The organism is Agarivorans sp. B2Z047 (assembly GCF_023373605.1).
GTDB classification, from domain to species: domain Bacteria; phylum Pseudomonadota; class Gammaproteobacteria; order Enterobacterales; family Celerinatantimonadaceae; genus Agarivorans; species Agarivorans albus.
In genome coordinates this window covers 1612366-1626920 of the sequence record NZ_CP088080.1, presented here as the reverse complement: position 1 = coordinate 1626920, position 14555 = coordinate 1612366, and the positions used below count along the sequence as shown (strand labels likewise).

Here is a 14555-nt window from a genome sequence, read left to right as displayed (position 1 = left end):
AGCATAATAGCAACTGATCCGTTATCTATTTAGATCAAAAACAACAAATTAATGTTGCACTGGCGGCAAATAAGCTTAGCGCCCAATTTAGCGCGATGGTTGCCAATTTCTCGGCAACTCCGCATACTCTAAACTTATTTAATGAAGGGGTTTCTTATGTCTGCTGGTATTTCTTTGCGCATCGATATTGTGTCGGATGTGGTATGCCCTTGGTGCATTGTGGGTTACTTACGCTTGCAACAAGCACTTAGCCAATTAAGCGATGACATTCGCCCACATATTGAATGGCACCCCTTTGAGCTAAATCCGAACATGCCAAGCGAGGGGCAAAACTTACGTGAGCATATTCAAGAGAAATACGGTAGTACTCTTGAGCAAAGTGAAGCGGTTAGAGAACAACTAAAAAACTTGGGTGATGAACTAGGATTTAGCTTTAAGTTCAGCCCTGACTCTCGTATCTACAATACTTTTGAAGCCCATCAACTGCTGCATTGGGCACAACCTTATGGTAAACAAACCGAATTAAAACTGGCACTGTTTGATGCTTACTTTAGCCAAGCTAAAGATCCTTCAGACCGCAATACCTTGTTAAATGTGGTTGAAAGTATTGGCCTAGGCCGAGATTTAGCCGAGCGAGTGTTGGTAGATGAAATGTATGTTGAAGCAGTAAGAAACAGCCAGCAGCAGTGGCAAAATCAGAACATTAGAGCGGTGCCGGCTTTTATCTTTAATAATCGTTACTTATTGTCTGGCGCGCAGCCTGTGGAAACCTTACTACAAGTGATTAACGAATGTACCAACAACGCTAGTTAGCGCCCACCAACTTACGTTGCTGTTTAGGGAATCGGCTGTCTTCGGATAGCCAAATACCCAAGAAATGCTGGCTAAATAACTTATCTTCCAAGGAGCCCAGCAGCTTACCATTTAAGTAAAACTGACCTTGATTAGCTGACTCGGCTACCAGCTTTAGTTGGTCGCCTTTTTTTAAGTCTGGCCAGAGTTGTGAAAGCTCTGCTAACCACTGCTCACAAGGTGCTTGCTCGCATACACCTAGGCGCTGCCACTCGTCCTCGGTTGCTTCTAGCAATTTATCGCGTTTTATTTTGCGTAGGTAATCAATGGTGAGTTCCATTGGGTAACGGTTTTGCTGGTAACGCCCATCTGGGCTGTGCAAGCTAACCGTGTAAATGGGCCAAAACAATACTTGCAGTTTGGCGTTACCCACCAGCTGCATTTGTGTTTCTGCTTGGCTAGAAAACGCCAATAAAATACTGGCTAATGCCATGGCTTTAATCATAGCGTTTCTCCAATAGCGAATTAGCTAAGTAAGCAAAGCCCGCCCACAAGGGGAACAGAATAAGCAGACCTAATATTGCATCGGGCTGTATCGCAAATACCTGCGCTAAACAGGCTAGGTAGTAAGACACCGGGCCCATTACCGCCACAAATAAGGGCATGAAGGGTTTGGGGAAACTGGCGAGGCTTGGCAATAACAAGGCAAAGCTTGCCCAAAGCAACATCATAAACAGCGGTAAATTGGGCGAGCTAAAGCTCAGCACGCCCATTTTTACCAAACTGAAATCTAAAATAACCCCAACCACGCTGAGCATTGCACAAGGAATAAGCACAGCCCATTGGTAACGGCGAATTTGCAAAGCCACTAAGCCGATTAACCCCAGCGCCATAAACATCACCGCTTGCTGCCCCCAAAAGAAGGCCGCTAACCAGTTAAGTTTAAATAGCAGCAATACCGGCCATTGCATGAGCTTAGGCCTTAACCAAAGTAAGTTGCTCGGTGCCAATGTTATGGCTTCTAAAACCTGCTTCGCAGTAAGCAAAGTAGAAATGCCATAGGCGGTAGAACTGCTCGTCGAAGCCGAAGCGTTGATTGTTGTTGTGCTGCTGTTGCACCCGCTGATGCCAGTGCTGTAGGGTTTCGGCGTAGTCGATACCTATCTCTAGTCGCTGTAGAGATTGTAAGCCTTGTTTGGAAAAGAGCTGTTTGAGTAGCGATGGCGAAGGTAAGAAGCCACCAGGAAATACATACTGCTGAATAAAGTCGACACTTTTGCGATAGGCCGAAAAGCGGCGGTCATCAATGGTAATGGCTTGAATAAGCATTAAACCACCGGCCTTTAACCTGTTGGCACATAGCTCGGCAAAACCCGGTAAAAATTTCTCGCCCACCGCTTCAATCATTTCGATAGAGACCAGTTTGTCGTACTGGCCTTCTAAATCGCGGTAATCTTTATTTAGCACAGTCACTAAATGACTGAGCTTACGCTCCGCCACCTTCTCCACCACATAGGCGTGCTGTTTGTCGGAAATGGTGGTGGTGGTTACCTTGCAACCGTAGTGGCTGGCTGCATACATTGCCAACCCACCCCAACCGGTGCCAATCTCTAAAAGGTGGTCACTCGACTCAAGCTTTAGCTGCTCGCATATGCGCTTGAGTTTGTTGTCTTGCGCCTCGGCTAAGGTGATGTCTTGGCCGCCAAAAATGGCTGATGAATACTGCATTTGCGGGTCAAGAAACGATTGATAGAAATCGTTGCCAAGATCGTAGTGAGCCAGAATGTTCTTTTTCGCTTGGCGTTTGTTGTTGCGACGAAAGAAGTGCTGCACTTTAAACCACGCATCGGTAAACCAGTGCAGTTTTCTGTCTAAGCTATCGAGGTGATCTTGGTTGTCGGCCAAAAGCTGCAGTAAGCGGTGCAGATTAGAACAGCGCCACAACCCTTCCATGTAGGTTTCGCCCGCGGCAATGCTACCGCCTTTTAAAATACGAGAAAAAACTTGAGAATCGAGGATATGAACTTCAACGGTTTCGGGGTGGTCTGCTTCACCTAAATGAACCGACTCGTAACCTGCTTGACTCATTAAAATGGCGCCGCCCTTTAAACCGTCAAAGGTTTTTAATACAAGGTGGCGGGTCCAATCTAAACCACTGGAAACTGAAGCAGAAGAAAGCGATTTTGCAGTAGCCATAGTTTTTCCTTAGGGCAATTTTAATTATTTTTTAGCACTGGCTGGATGACCATAAAAAGGCACTTTTTTCATCCATAGCTTCAATGCTTGCCAGTAAATTCCTGTAACAACCTTGAGAGTCATTAAAGGGTATGAACTTATTACGCGGCGAAGACTAGAAGAGTTTAACGGCTGCTTAATTAAATTTATTCCGGCGCTAAATTCTTTCTTTTCGCGCCAGCAATTAATCACAATATTCACCTGTTGTTGCACTAGCTTTACTTGCCAGTGATAACGCATGTCCATGGGATTAAAAGGGGAAACATGAAAGGTTTTGTCGTGATCTTTTAACTCGTTTAAATCCAGCCAATATTGGTGTTTTTCTTTCCAAGGAGTATTGGTGACTTCGGCCAGCATGTAATCAAACTTATCGCCGTCGCCATAGAGCACAAAGTTAACCGGGCTAAAGTACCAACCCAAGCAGCGCAGTTGACCAAGCAAGACCACTTGCTTGGCTTGGTAGTCGGGCTGAAAACGCTGCTGAGCGCGCAAGGCTTTATCACGGATAGTGCCTTGTTCGCTTCCCAAATAATCGCTCGCTTTTAAGCGAAACCAAGGTAAAAAACGCCCAAAGCTTTGCAGCTCTTGCCGCACGGTTTGTTCTTCGGCCAAATCAATCCAGGCGTAATACAGCCGATAATTAAAGCCGTGTTTACGCGGCACAAAGCGTTGATGAAAGGTATCGCCAAAGGCGATAGCCGAGTGCTCTATGCTCATAGGTCCACTCCAAACTTACGACACACTTCCACAGCCGAGCGCACGCCATCTTCATGAAAACCGTTGTGCCAATAAGCGCCACAAAAATAGCTGTTGTTGTGCCCACAAATATTGTCGCGTTGTTGTTGGGCTTGATGGCCATCTATGGAAAACACCGGATGCATGTAATTAAAGCGCTTAATTACTTTATCTTCGGCTATCGGCTCTAGGGGATTTAGGGTAACGCAAAACTGCGGCGCATCGCTTAAGCCCTGCAAACGGTTCATGTCGTAGGTAACACTGGCTAGCCGGTCGCCTCTATCACCACTAGGCGGTAATAGGTAATTCCAACTGGCTCGCGCACGATGAATGCTTGGCAATAAGCGCTCGTCGGTATGCAGAATTACTTCGTTATTTTGATACTTGAGTTTACCTAGTACCGAACGCTCATCATCACTGGCTTGTGCGCCTAATGCCGACAAAGCTTGGTCGCTATGACAAGCAAAAATTACCGCATCCCCCTGCCATTGCCAGCCATCGCTGGTTGTAATATTAACGCCTGAGTCATCTCGGTGAATGCTACTCACTTGGCTATTCAAACGGATATGCTCATCTAAGCCCGCTAACAGCGGCTTAATGTATTGTTTTGAGCCCCCGGGGATGACATACCATTGCGGCCGGTTGGCTACGTCTAACAAACCGTGATTCACAAAAAAGCGAGCAAAAAACTGCATCGGAAACTGCATAATACCGTTTAACGAAGAGGACCAAATGGCCGCGCCCATTGGCAATAAGTAGTTCTCTTGAAACATGCGCGAGAAGCGATGCTGCTCTAAAAACAGGCCAAGGCTTACCGCAGTATCGATGTCTACCGCTGCTTTAGCTAACTTATTAAACCGCAGTATTTCATTGATAAACTTGTAAAAGCTGGGTTTGAGTAAATTGCTGCGTTGGGCAAACAGTGTATTTAAATCGTGGCCGTTATACTGCAAGTTGAGCTCTGGATTTACCACGCTAAAGCTCATTTCAGTTTCTTGAGCTTGAATGCCCAACTTGGCTAATAACTTGTTAAACAGAGGATAGGTGCGGTCATTAAACACAATAAAGCCGGTGTCTACTGCATGCTCTTTGCCCTCTATAGTGACTTGGTTAGTGGCGGTGTGGCCACCTAAGTAGTCATTTTGTTCTAATAGCGTTACCTCATGCTGCTCTTTTAATAAGTGCGCACAGGTCATGCCGGAGATGCCGGCACCTATAATGGCGATTTTCATTCTATCTATGCTCCTTCCTTGTGAGCTAAACGGCGACAGATATTTTGCTGCCAGCGATATGGCAAGCAATTGAGTATGTGCAGAAAGCCGCTGAATAAGCTAGGGAAGTTAATCACAGTTTTACCTTTGTTGAGGCCTTTGATGATTGCTTGACTAGCTTGCTCGGGGCTAATAATACTGGGCATCGCAAAGTTGTTTTTGTCGGTGAGTGGAGTTTTAACAAATCCTGGTTGAATACAATGAACGCTCACTTGTTTGTCCCCCAAATCGGTTCCTAGGGCTTGGGTTAAATAATGCACCGCGGCTTTGCTACTGCCATAAGCGCCAGCTTGGCTAAAGGGCAATAAATGAGCAAGGCTACCAACTAACGCCAATTGAGAGCCGGGTTTTAAGTTAGCCCATAGGGCATCTAAGCAGTTAGCGATGGTAAGCACATTGCTTTGCCACACTCGCTCAAACAGTTTGGCGTCGAAACGCTGAGGGTCTAAGTACTCACAATTGCCGGCACACAACACAATGAGGTCCATTGCTGGCAAATCGGCAAAGCTGCTGCGCACCTGTTCTAGCTCGCTAAGCTCTACTTGCAGCGGCGTGATGCCTTGTTCGGCTAGGTCTTGTAAACGCTGTTGGTTACGCCCCTGCCCCCACACCGTATGGCCTAGCTTTTGGTAATCAAGCGCTAACTGCTTGCCAATGCCGGAACTTGCACCAGTGATTAGAATGTTCATTGTGCTAGCCCATTTTTAAGCTTTTTGGATAGCCAACCAATTACTGGAATATGGTCGTGCAACATCGCGCTTACGTCATAGTAATCACGGTGGTAATAAATCTTGTCGTTAAACTTAAGGTGGCTTATGCCATCTAGCGACAAGATCCGCCCGTTGCCTAACTTGGGATGAGCAAACTGCATTTGCCAAGTAAGGCTAAACTCACCTTCTGCAATTAGCCGAGAGTGAAACTCAAAATGGCATTGGCTGGTATTTTGTAAAAGATGTTCAAAATAGCTTCGTAAGTCTTGTAAGCCGTGAAGATGATGCAGAGGGTCGATAAACTCGATATCGTCGGCATAAATGTCAGAGAGGCGCTCAACCTGCGCCATGCCTAGCTCACTGTAAAACTGCTCTAGTTGCTTAACAATATGCGGTGCAGATGCCGTGATACTCATTCAATTTTCCTTTACCAAACAAATCTAAGCATTTGTTTCTATTATCGTTAATCATAGTACGTCAGATAAATTAAGAAAGATCATTCATCCTTTTGGCTACTTTTAGCGTTATATAAGACAAACCATCCATTTCTAGGATTATTTACTTGAGCAGTAGTTGTTGTTTTCCATTAATGATTTCTCGTGAGCACTTTATGCCGCAGCGCTTTGCACGGATGAAGGGGCAAGGCGTGGTTTTTATCGCCAGTTTGCGTGCTGCTGAAAAAGCCGGTGGGGTTTGGCTGGCCTTTCAAGACAGCGATGGAAATAGTGCGGTACAAGCTAACGACTTAGTGAGTTTTGCCCAAGTCAGCCATATTGATTGGTTAAGCAAAGCTCAAATTGAAGTGGAATTTAAAGTGCTGCACTGGGGCAAAGTAACATCGGGCAAACCGGGGTTTTCGTCTACTTGGGTATCACCTACCCTTTGCGCCGAAAAAATTGAGCTTTGGCCCAACACCTCCATTCAAAAGAACACTGCAGCACTGCAAAGCGCTTTGGCTAACATCAATTTACAGTATCCAGAATTACAAACCGCCAACTTAGAACAAAGCGTGCAAAGCGAGCAAGTAAAAAACCTTTGCTGGCGTTGGTTAGAGCTGCTACCACTACCCATTTGCACCAAACAGCGCTTGCTTAAATCACCTTCTGCTTCTTTGTGTATTCGTTATTTAGGATTTATTTTGCGACAAAGTGATCGTTTTACACACCTTGCTCGTTAACTTGTTATCAATCCGCAAACGATTTTGGCAATATGGAAATACACAGTTCAGTATCAAAAATCGGTGGACCCAAATCACCTATGGCTAGTCAAGTAGCTCAGCCCAATAACGACGATGATATCGCTTTGTTATTGGCAAACATTGCCAGTGAGCAATGTCGTAAAAGTTATGACTTATTGTTCCGCCAAGTAGCACCACGTTTATTGAATTTGGCCAGGAAGCAATTTGTTGATGAATCTCTTGCCCTAGAAATGGTTCAAGAAACCATGCTTAAGCTTTGGCTTAAAGCGGGTCTTTACGATTCGTCCAAGGGTAATGCAATGACTTGGATATTTTCGGTATCAAGAAACGTAAAGTTTGATTTGATGCGAAAAGGCAAGCATCAGCAGAGCTGGGTACAAGGCGATGACTTATGGCCGATTCTTAGTGAAGAAGAAGACGCTGATAAAGTGTCGACCGAAGACCAAGAGTTGGTGACCAACGAGCTAAAACACTTAATTGCCAAGCTGCCAGAAGAACAAGCAGATATCGTAAGGCGGGTTTACTTACACGGTGAATCACAACAGCAAGTGTCTGAAATATTAAACCTACCGCTTGGCACTGTAAAAAGTCGCCTAAGATTAGCGCTGAAAAAAATGAAGGAGGCATTGGATGACTAACATTCAATTTCATCCGGCTGATGAAAGCCTTGAACTTTACGCCGCTGGTCAATTGGACCCAGCCATGAGCATTATGGTTAGTGCTCACTTAGAATACTGCCCAGAATGCCGCCGCCGCGTAGAGGCTGCTGAGCAAAAGATGGCCACTCAACTTGAGCAAGCCCAGCCCGAAGCCATGAACAGCGAACTCGATTCGATGTTAGCGATGATTATGCAGCAAAGCCCCGACAGCGTGATTGAAAGCCCTCAGCCCGCCTTGCAGCAAGAAATCACCCTTGGCAATAAGCGTTTCCCAATGCCCCGAGCCTTGCAAGCTCACCCGCAACATATTGGTCCTTGGGGTCGTTTACCGGGTAAAATTCAACGTGCTCGAGTGGATGCGGTAAGTGACAGTAAAATGAACTTCATTTACATGGATCAAGACAGCGCACTGCCAGAGCATACTCATCAAGGGCAAGAAATAACTTTGGTACTGGCAGGCACCTTTATTGATGACGCCGGAACCTACGTACCGGGTGACTTCATCATTCAAGATGCGCAAAACAAACATACGCCGCGAACGGCCGCTAACCAAGATTGCTTATGCTTAACCTTGTTGGATGCACCTTTGCATTTCACCTCGGGCTTAGCGTCGCTACTCAATCCATTTAGCCAACTGTTCTTTAAATAAAGAATGCTAAAAAGCAAAAAACCAGCCTAATGGCTGGTTTTTTATTGGCTGTTATTTTAAAGATTCACGCATTCGCTGCTGCACTACGTCTACCAACAAGTCTGGCTGGAACTTAGAGATAAAGCGATTACAGCCCACCTTTTCCACCATGGCGTCGTTAAAGCTGCCACTAAGTGAGGTATTTAAGGCTATAAACAGTTCGCTCATGCGCTCATCACCACGTACTTCTGCGGTTAAGCGATAACCATCCATCTCTGGCATTTCGGCATCGGTAATCATTAGTAAGATTTCATCGTAAACTGATTTACCTTCATCGGCCCAAGCTTTTAGCATGTTCAAGGCCTGTAGCCCATTCTCAGCTTCTATAATCTCCATGCCGAGCTGGCCTAGAGTGGCTTTTACTTGACCGCGCGCGGTAGAAGAGTCGTCAACGACCAATACTCGTTTTCCATTTAGCAGATGTGAGACTTCTTCGTCTAAGGCTTCGTCTGAAATTGCGATGTTGTAACTAACAATTTCTGCGAGCACTTTCTCTACGTCAATAATTTCTACAATTCGGCTGGCTTCTTCATGCTCGATACGGGTGATTGCAGTGAGGTAGTTACTGCGCCCTACCGAGCTTGGTGGAGGTAAAATATCTTTCCAAGATGTATTCACAATGTGCATTACTTCGCCCACCATGAAACCTTGAACGCTGCGATTATACTCAGTGATAATCAGATTACAGTCGACTTTGGCTTCTTCTTTGGCCGGTGGCATTTTTACCGCAGCACGCAAATCAATAACCGGAATAGAATGACCACGAATGGTGACTACCCCACTAATATGTGAGTGAGAACCCGGTAGTTTGTTCATGCGAGGTAACTTAACTACCTCTTTAACTTTAAATACATTTATCGCAAACAACTGCATAGAGTTGAGTTTAAAAATCAACAGTTCTAAACGGTTCTCGCCGACAAGTTTGGTACGTTGATCCACTGTGGCTAAAACACTAGACATACTACTCAACCTATTCCATGTTAGATAATTACTTCATTATAGACATCTCATACCACTGAGCAAAAACGCAAGTAGCTGTAGAGACTTGATTTAGCGGGCTAGAACACAATTTTAGCTGTTTTTCTGGAAAAAGCTCACAACAAAAGCTCAACAAAGCACCACAAGATTGCTGCATCTTTTAGCATTTTCATTACAATAGCCTTCTTTTGAAATCATGCTCTGGGATTACGCCCCAAAAGGCAGGAAGCTAAGTCTATGAAAGAAATAACTATTTGCGCCCTTTATAAATTTGTTCGCCTAGATAATTATAAAGAGCTTCAAGAGCCCTTGTTAGCTTTAATGAAACAACAACAGGTGCGAGGCACATTATTACTGGCCGAAGAAGGCATAAATGGCACCATTGCCGGTCCAGACACTGGCATAAGCGCGGTGTTGGCCTGGCTTAAAAGCGATAGTCGATTAAGCCAACTTACCGACAAACGCTCGTACAGTGAGCAGCAGCCATTTAACCGCTCTCGAGTTAAGCTCAAAAAAGAGATTGTAACCATGGGTGTGGAGGGCATAGACCCGAACCATGTGGTTGGATCTTACGTTAAACCTGAAGACTGGAACGCCTTAATTGCTGACCCAGAAGTGATGGTGGTTGATACCCGCAACGACTACGAAATTCAACTCGGTAGTTTTAAGCATGCGGTTAATCCACATACCGATACCTTTCGCGAATTTCCAGACTATGTCGCTGAAGAGCTAGACCCAGAAAAACACAAAAAAGTAGCAATGTTTTGCACTGGCGGCATTCGCTGTGAAAAGTCCACCGCCTACTTAAAGGAGCAAGGTTTTGAAGAGGTCTATCACTTAGAGGGTGGCATTCTAAAATACTTAGAAGAAGTGCCTGAAGAAAACTCCTTGTGGCAAGGTGACTGCTTTGTATTTGATGAGCGCGTAACAGTTGATCATCAATTACAACCAGGTGACTACGAACTATGCAGCGGTTGTAGAATGCCCATTTCACCCAGTGATAAGCAAAGCGCCAAATTTGAACAAGGCGTTAGCTGCCCACACTGTCATGACAAGCTAAGCGATGAGCAAAAAATGCGTTTTAGAGAACGTGAAAAACAAGTTCGCCTAGCTAAGCAGCGTGGTGAGCAACATGTGGGTATGGAAGCAGCAGAACATAGCCAACAGCGCCGAGAGCAAAAGCTGCAACTGCGCCAAGCGCAACGAGCCGACAAAAAATAGCGAGTAGCTGGGGCTTGTTAGCTAGCGACTAACAAGCCTGACTTAATCACTTAGCCTTTAAGCGGTTGTTCACATCGCGGCTGCTACGAATAAGTGCCTCGCCACCGCTGGCTTTATCTGATTTTGCTAATCGATCGTAGAGCACCACATTCACCGTGGCGGCCAAGTTCAAACACCCTTTGGTGGGAACATAAACCACCTCATCAGCTTTATTGACTAACGCTTGGCTAATTGAGCCATCTTCAGGACCAAACACATATAAAGCCTGCTCTGGGTGAACAAACTCCGGTAAAGGCGTAGCCCCTTCGGCTAGCTCGATACACACTAGTTTTGCCTCATCGCCAGCTTGCTCAGCAAGCTCATCAACGCCAGTTAGCGGGATGTTCAAACTTTGGTTTTTAGTATCGGTATTAAAGCGAGCTGCGCGCGCATAACGTTGGCCGGTGTAATACACCGCAGTAGCGCCAAAACACCCAGCGGCACGCATTACCGAACCCACATTGCTAGGGCTTTTAGGATTAACTAATCCAATTTGAACAGACTTTTGAGACATATTTATCGATAAAACCTATAAGAGAGCGCAGTATTAATCACAGCAAAATCAACGAGCCGAAATTGTACCTGAGTTTACTGCCTCGCCCTACTCACTAGAGCAAACTATTTAACCTGAGATCAGCTTATTTAGGTGAATTAGCCCATGGGTCTGCACTATCAATCGGATTAGATTTCTCAGCTTTAGGTTTTGCGCTACGAGCTTTAGCAGGACGGCTAGGTCTCGCTTTTGGCTTAGGCTTGTTTTGTACTTGAGGCTTGGCAGTAATATCTATCACTACTGGTGCCCGCGGCTTTTGATCTAAAGGCACTAAACGGTCGCGAGGCGGCAGCGCATATTGAACATCATCGGGACGCGGTAAATGCTTAAAACGATAGAGATAAAAACTCTCTACCTTTTCGCGTGCCCAGTCAGTTTTGCGCAGAAACTTAAGGCAAGACTTAGTATTTGGGTTATTGCGAAAGCAATTCATATTCAAGGCAAACGCTAAGGTTTCCCAGCCGTAATGCTCAACAATTTCATCGAGCAGCACTTCCAGCTTTAAGCCGTGCAAGGGGTTGTTTTGTTGCAAATCTTTCATCAAGTTTTCCAATATATAGCGCTTGAATTAAACGGTAATTGTAGCAAAGCCATGCCAGCCGCTTTTAGACCTTAGTCATTCTTCGCTTTGCCCAACGCTCATTAATCGCCAGTGCAGCTAATATAATGGCGGCACCGATGCTTAAGCGCATAATGTCGGCATCGTGATTCCAAATCAATAGGTTCACCGCAATGCCCGCTGGGATAAGCAAGTTATTAGCGACGGCTAATGCACCAATATTGACTAAGGTAGCCCCCTTATTCCAAGCAAAATATCCCAAGCCAGAAGCGATTGTGCCCAAATACACCAATACTCCCCATTGGGTTGCAGTAGTTGGCAAGCGCTCTGAATTACCCATCGCCAAATAGGCAATCACAGCCACTACCAAAGCACCTACAAAAAACCAAGCAAATACGGTTTGCTGGGCTAAGCGCTTAGGCTCATTAGCCATGATCCGTTTGTAAGCAACTTGGCCGGTAGCAAAACATAAGTTGGCCCCTTGCACCAATAAAAAGCCAGTCACAAAACCTTGGTCTATCCCTTCATAACGGATCGCCACCGCACCTAAAGTAGCGATAAAAGCACTTAATAGAAACTGCCAATTAAAACGTCGCTCAAAAGCATCATTCACCAAGGTGACGTAAATGGGAGTCATCACTGTAAATAACAATACTTCAGGAACCGACAAGAACAAGAATGACTGATAATAAAAGCCATACATGCAGCCTAATTGAATAGCCCCCACCAACATTAGTTTTAAGGCTAAGTTCCGGCTAACTTGTTTAGGTTTCAAGAACGGTAGAAAAACCAGTGTTGCCAGTGCAACTCTCATTAACACCGAGAACCACGCGTCTACTTGGCCAGCTAAATACACGCCAATTAAACTAAAAGAAAAAGCCCACAATAAAGTGATAGATAGTAAGTACTGCATACAAATCTTTGATAATAAACAAAGGCTAAAGTGTAATGGCTATTGGCTGTAAACCAAGTAAAAGATCAAACAATTCAGCGTTGATTTAATCCCAGTTCTTTCTGTAGTTTTTGGGTTAGGCCAAGAGAAACAATGCGATGAGACTCTGTGAGGTAGTATATAAGTTGCTCATCAAAAGCCGGATCGCTTTGATATAACTGGATCCACTTCATACCACGTGAGGCCATATAGGGAGCAGGCCGATAGCCCGGTTCTTCACGGAGAAACTCAAAATTGAGTTCTGAGGTTTTAAATGTAAACGCTGGCTGATTAAGCTTTTCCCATCCACCAATCGCAAACACTTTTCCACCAACTTTCCAAACATGAGCGTTGCCCCATTGCACAATGTAAGTGCTGGCAGCTAAATCACCACAAAACTGGTTAAATTGTTGGTAATCCACAGCATTACTCCTTGCGTCGAATCGGCTTTACAAACCATGTTAGTTGTTCAGCATACAACAGCTAAGTTTAGTATTTAATTCTTTGCTAAAACCTGCCAAAGTAGCGTTCTATTTTTTGCTGAGGTTTTACCATGTTTTACAGCCCATCTGAGGCATTTGACTCCTATTTAAGCATTCCTGAACGTATGCCTAAAAATGTTCCGGTAGAGAAGTGTCAAACCATTAACAACATTACGGATATCGTAGACGATGTTGATGTTTTTTTATTTGATGCCTACGGCGTACTAAACGTTGGTGGAACAGCGATAGATGGGGCTAAACAGCAAATCGATAAGTTGCGACAAGCTGGCAAAGTAGTAATGGTGGTCACCAATGCCGCCACCCAAAACAAGCAGCAACTGTTTAACAAGTTTGTTCGACTTGGTTTTGATTTTAGTGACCAAGAGATCGTAAATAGCCGAGAAGTATTGTTGCAATACATGGATTTACACAGCAACTCACGCTTAGGGGTAATCACCCTCCCTGAGTTTCGCTTAGATATTCAACGCCCTTGTTTATACCCAGAGGACCAAGAGTTTTGGCAAGCCGAAGAGTTCTTGTTTTTAAGTGGGCAGGCTTGGAACGAAAGCTTGCAACAGCGTTTTATTACCGAGCTTAATCACAACCCTCGCAGAGTGTGGGTGGGCAACTCTGACCTAATTGCGCCCCTAGAAGATGGTGTATCACAAGAGCCAGGTAGTTTTACCCTTACTCTGCCTAAAAAGCTGTACCCTAACGTTCGCTGTTTTGGTAAACCTTATGCGCCAATATTTGAAGAAGCACTCAGCCGAATAAAACAAAGCTATGGTGAAGTAAATCCGCAGCGCATAGCGATGATTGGCGATACTTTGCATACCGATATACTGGGTGGCAATGCGATGGGCTTTAAAACCGTACTGGTCACACAGCACGGCTTTTTGCGGGGTTTAGATGTTGCCGAGCATATAGCTAAAAGCCAAATTACCCCGCACTATCAGCTAGCCTCTATCTAAGTCTTACTGCCCGTGAGAGCGAATTAGCTAAGCGGGCCTTACTCTCAACTTAGTGAACAGTAGCCTCAGCTTGAGTAAGAAAAGCCTGCAAGGTTTGGCATTTTTGCTGACGCTGTTGGCTATCAAGTTGGCCCCACTCCTGCTCCGCAACGTGAACTAGGTTAGACACCACCGAATCCATCGGTTTATCCTGCTGTTTAGCCATAGCGGCAACTTCTTCTCGCCCTAATTTAATTGCTTCTTGATTACCCAATCTCCAGGCTTGAAAATCACCAGTTAAGCCTTTATTTCCAGGTTTTGCTGCGCAAAGGCCACTTAGTGAATGATAAATAATCGACTGAGCAAATAATTGCTGATTTGAAGACACCGAAGCTTGTGGAAATGCTGCCGCTGGCAAACTCACTAGCACACAAAGCATTGCAACAACACTTGGGCAAAATGGCTTAATCATTGGTTTATCCTTTTCCAAACGCGATTTAGCTAGACTAGGTGAATAATCGAGCGCTTGCAGCAGAAACACTGGTTCTCATGAT

At 45.0% G+C, this 14555-nt stretch carries 19 protein-coding genes; 6 read left to right on the top strand and 13 right to left on the bottom strand.

Annotation, left to right across the window (positions count from 1 at the left end; all coding sequences use genetic code 11):
• Positions 1–156 precede the first annotated feature (156 nt).
• Positions 157–813 carry a DsbA family oxidoreductase gene (locus LQZ07_RS07430; RefSeq protein ID WP_152779899.1) on the top strand — a complete coding sequence of 219 codons (657 nt, stop codon included), beginning with the start codon at positions 157–159 and terminating at the stop codon, positions 811–813.
• Here LQZ07_RS07430 and LQZ07_RS07425 read toward each other — a convergent pair.
• Genes LQZ07_RS07425 through LQZ07_RS07395 form a run of 7 tightly spaced genes read right to left on the bottom strand, consistent with a single transcriptional unit; the run spans position 806 to position 6159 of the window.
• Positions 806–1297, bottom strand: a complete 492-nt coding sequence (locus tag LQZ07_RS07425) for a chalcone isomerase family protein (RefSeq protein WP_152779901.1) — start codon at positions 1295–1297, stop codon at positions 806–808. The genes LQZ07_RS07430 and LQZ07_RS07425 overlap by 8 nt on opposite strands.
• Positions 1290–1763: a DUF2878 family protein gene (locus LQZ07_RS07420; protein WP_152779903.1), complete on the bottom strand. Its 474-nt coding sequence runs from the start codon at positions 1761–1763 to the stop codon at positions 1290–1292. The genes LQZ07_RS07425 and LQZ07_RS07420 overlap by 8 nt, the downstream gene beginning before the upstream one ends.
• A gap of 4 nt (positions 1764–1767) precedes the next feature.
• On the bottom strand, positions 1768–2988 hold the full coding sequence (locus LQZ07_RS07415) for a cyclopropane-fatty-acyl-phospholipid synthase family protein (RefSeq protein WP_152779905.1): 1221 nt from the start codon (positions 2986–2988) through the stop codon (positions 1768–1770).
• Between the two features lie 24 nt (positions 2989–3012).
• The gene (locus LQZ07_RS07410; protein WP_152779907.1) at positions 3013–3744 is read right to left on the bottom strand and encodes a DUF1365 domain-containing protein; all 732 of its coding nucleotides are present in this window, start codon (positions 3742–3744) and stop codon (positions 3013–3015) included.
• The gene (locus tag LQZ07_RS07405; protein WP_152779909.1) at positions 3741–4994 is read right to left on the bottom strand and encodes an NAD(P)/FAD-dependent oxidoreductase; all 1254 of its coding nucleotides are present in this window, start codon (positions 4992–4994) and stop codon (positions 3741–3743) included. Before LQZ07_RS07405 ends, LQZ07_RS07410 begins: the two co-directional genes overlap by 4 nt.
• A 5-nt stretch (positions 4995–4999) precedes the next feature.
• Positions 5000–5722 carry an SDR family NAD(P)-dependent oxidoreductase gene (locus LQZ07_RS07400; protein WP_152779911.1) on the bottom strand — a complete coding sequence of 241 codons (723 nt, stop codon included), beginning with the start codon at positions 5720–5722 and terminating at the stop codon, positions 5000–5002.
• A complete protein-coding gene (locus LQZ07_RS07395; RefSeq protein ID WP_016400944.1) occupies positions 5719–6159 on the bottom strand; it encodes a nuclear transport factor 2 family protein in 441 nt (146 codons plus the stop codon). The genes LQZ07_RS07400 and LQZ07_RS07395 overlap by 4 nt, the downstream gene beginning before the upstream one ends.
• Before the next feature lie 146 nt (positions 6160–6305).
• Here LQZ07_RS07395 and LQZ07_RS07390 point away from each other — a divergent pair, with 146 nt between their 5' ends.
• The 3 genes from LQZ07_RS07390 (at position 6306) to LQZ07_RS07380 (ending at position 8249) form a co-directional block, all read left to right on the top strand.
• Positions 6306–6920: a hypothetical protein gene (locus LQZ07_RS07390; RefSeq protein WP_152779913.1), complete on the top strand. Its 615-nt coding sequence runs from the start codon at positions 6306–6308 to the stop codon at positions 6918–6920.
• Positions 6921–7000: 80 nt separating this feature from the next.
• On the top strand, positions 7001–7579 hold the full coding sequence (locus LQZ07_RS07385; protein WP_016400942.1) for a sigma-70 family RNA polymerase sigma factor: 579 nt from the start codon (positions 7001–7003) through the stop codon (positions 7577–7579).
• Positions 7572–8249, top strand: coding sequence for a ChrR family anti-sigma-E factor (locus LQZ07_RS07380; RefSeq protein ID WP_152779915.1), 678 nt, complete (start codon positions 7572–7574; stop codon positions 8247–8249). The genes LQZ07_RS07385 and LQZ07_RS07380 overlap by 8 nt, the downstream gene beginning before the upstream one ends.
• A 51-nt stretch (positions 8250–8300) precedes the next feature.
• On the opposite strand, the gene LQZ07_RS07375 is transcribed toward LQZ07_RS07380, so the two are convergent.
• Positions 8301–9248: a chemotaxis protein CheV gene (locus LQZ07_RS07375; protein WP_016400940.1), complete on the bottom strand. Its 948-nt coding sequence runs from the start codon at positions 9246–9248 to the stop codon at positions 8301–8303.
• 255 nt (positions 9249–9503) lie between these two features.
• Here LQZ07_RS07375 and LQZ07_RS07370 point away from each other — a divergent pair, with 255 nt between their 5' ends.
• Positions 9504–10487 carry a rhodanese-related sulfurtransferase gene (locus LQZ07_RS07370; RefSeq protein ID WP_152779917.1) on the top strand — a complete coding sequence of 328 codons (984 nt, stop codon included), beginning with the start codon at positions 9504–9506 and terminating at the stop codon, positions 10485–10487.
• 46 nt (positions 10488–10533) lie between these two features.
• Here the strand turns inward: LQZ07_RS07370 and LQZ07_RS07365 are convergent, their stop codons facing one another.
• The 4 genes from LQZ07_RS07365 to LQZ07_RS07350 form a co-directional block, all read right to left on the bottom strand.
• Positions 10534–11040: an RNA methyltransferase gene (locus tag LQZ07_RS07365; protein ID WP_152779919.1), complete on the bottom strand. Its 507-nt coding sequence runs from the start codon at positions 11038–11040 to the stop codon at positions 10534–10536.
• A 124-nt stretch (positions 11041–11164) separates the two neighbouring features.
• Positions 11165–11620, bottom strand: coding sequence for a VF530 family DNA-binding protein (locus LQZ07_RS07360; RefSeq protein ID WP_152779921.1), 456 nt, complete (start codon positions 11618–11620; stop codon positions 11165–11167).
• Between the two features lie 64 nt (positions 11621–11684).
• Positions 11685–12551 carry a carboxylate/amino acid/amine transporter gene (locus tag LQZ07_RS07355; protein ID WP_152779922.1) on the bottom strand — a complete coding sequence of 289 codons (867 nt, stop codon included), beginning with the start codon at positions 12549–12551 and terminating at the stop codon, positions 11685–11687.
• Between the two features lie 74 nt (positions 12552–12625).
• A complete protein-coding gene (locus LQZ07_RS07350) occupies positions 12626–12991 on the bottom strand; it encodes an MmcQ/YjbR family DNA-binding protein (RefSeq protein WP_249483579.1) in 366 nt (121 codons plus the stop codon).
• Positions 12992–13122: 131 nt separating this feature from the next.
• On the opposite strand from LQZ07_RS07350, the gene LQZ07_RS07345 reads away from it, so the two are divergent.
• Positions 13123–14022, top strand: a complete 900-nt coding sequence (locus tag LQZ07_RS07345; protein WP_152779924.1) for an HAD-IIA family hydrolase — start codon at positions 13123–13125, stop codon at positions 14020–14022.
• 49 nt (positions 14023–14071) lie between these two features.
• Here the strand turns inward: LQZ07_RS07345 and LQZ07_RS07340 are convergent, their stop codons facing one another.
• A complete protein-coding gene (locus tag LQZ07_RS07340; RefSeq protein WP_152779926.1) occupies positions 14072–14473 on the bottom strand; it encodes a hypothetical protein in 402 nt (133 codons plus the stop codon).
• Between the last annotated feature and the right edge of the window lie 82 nt (positions 14474–14555).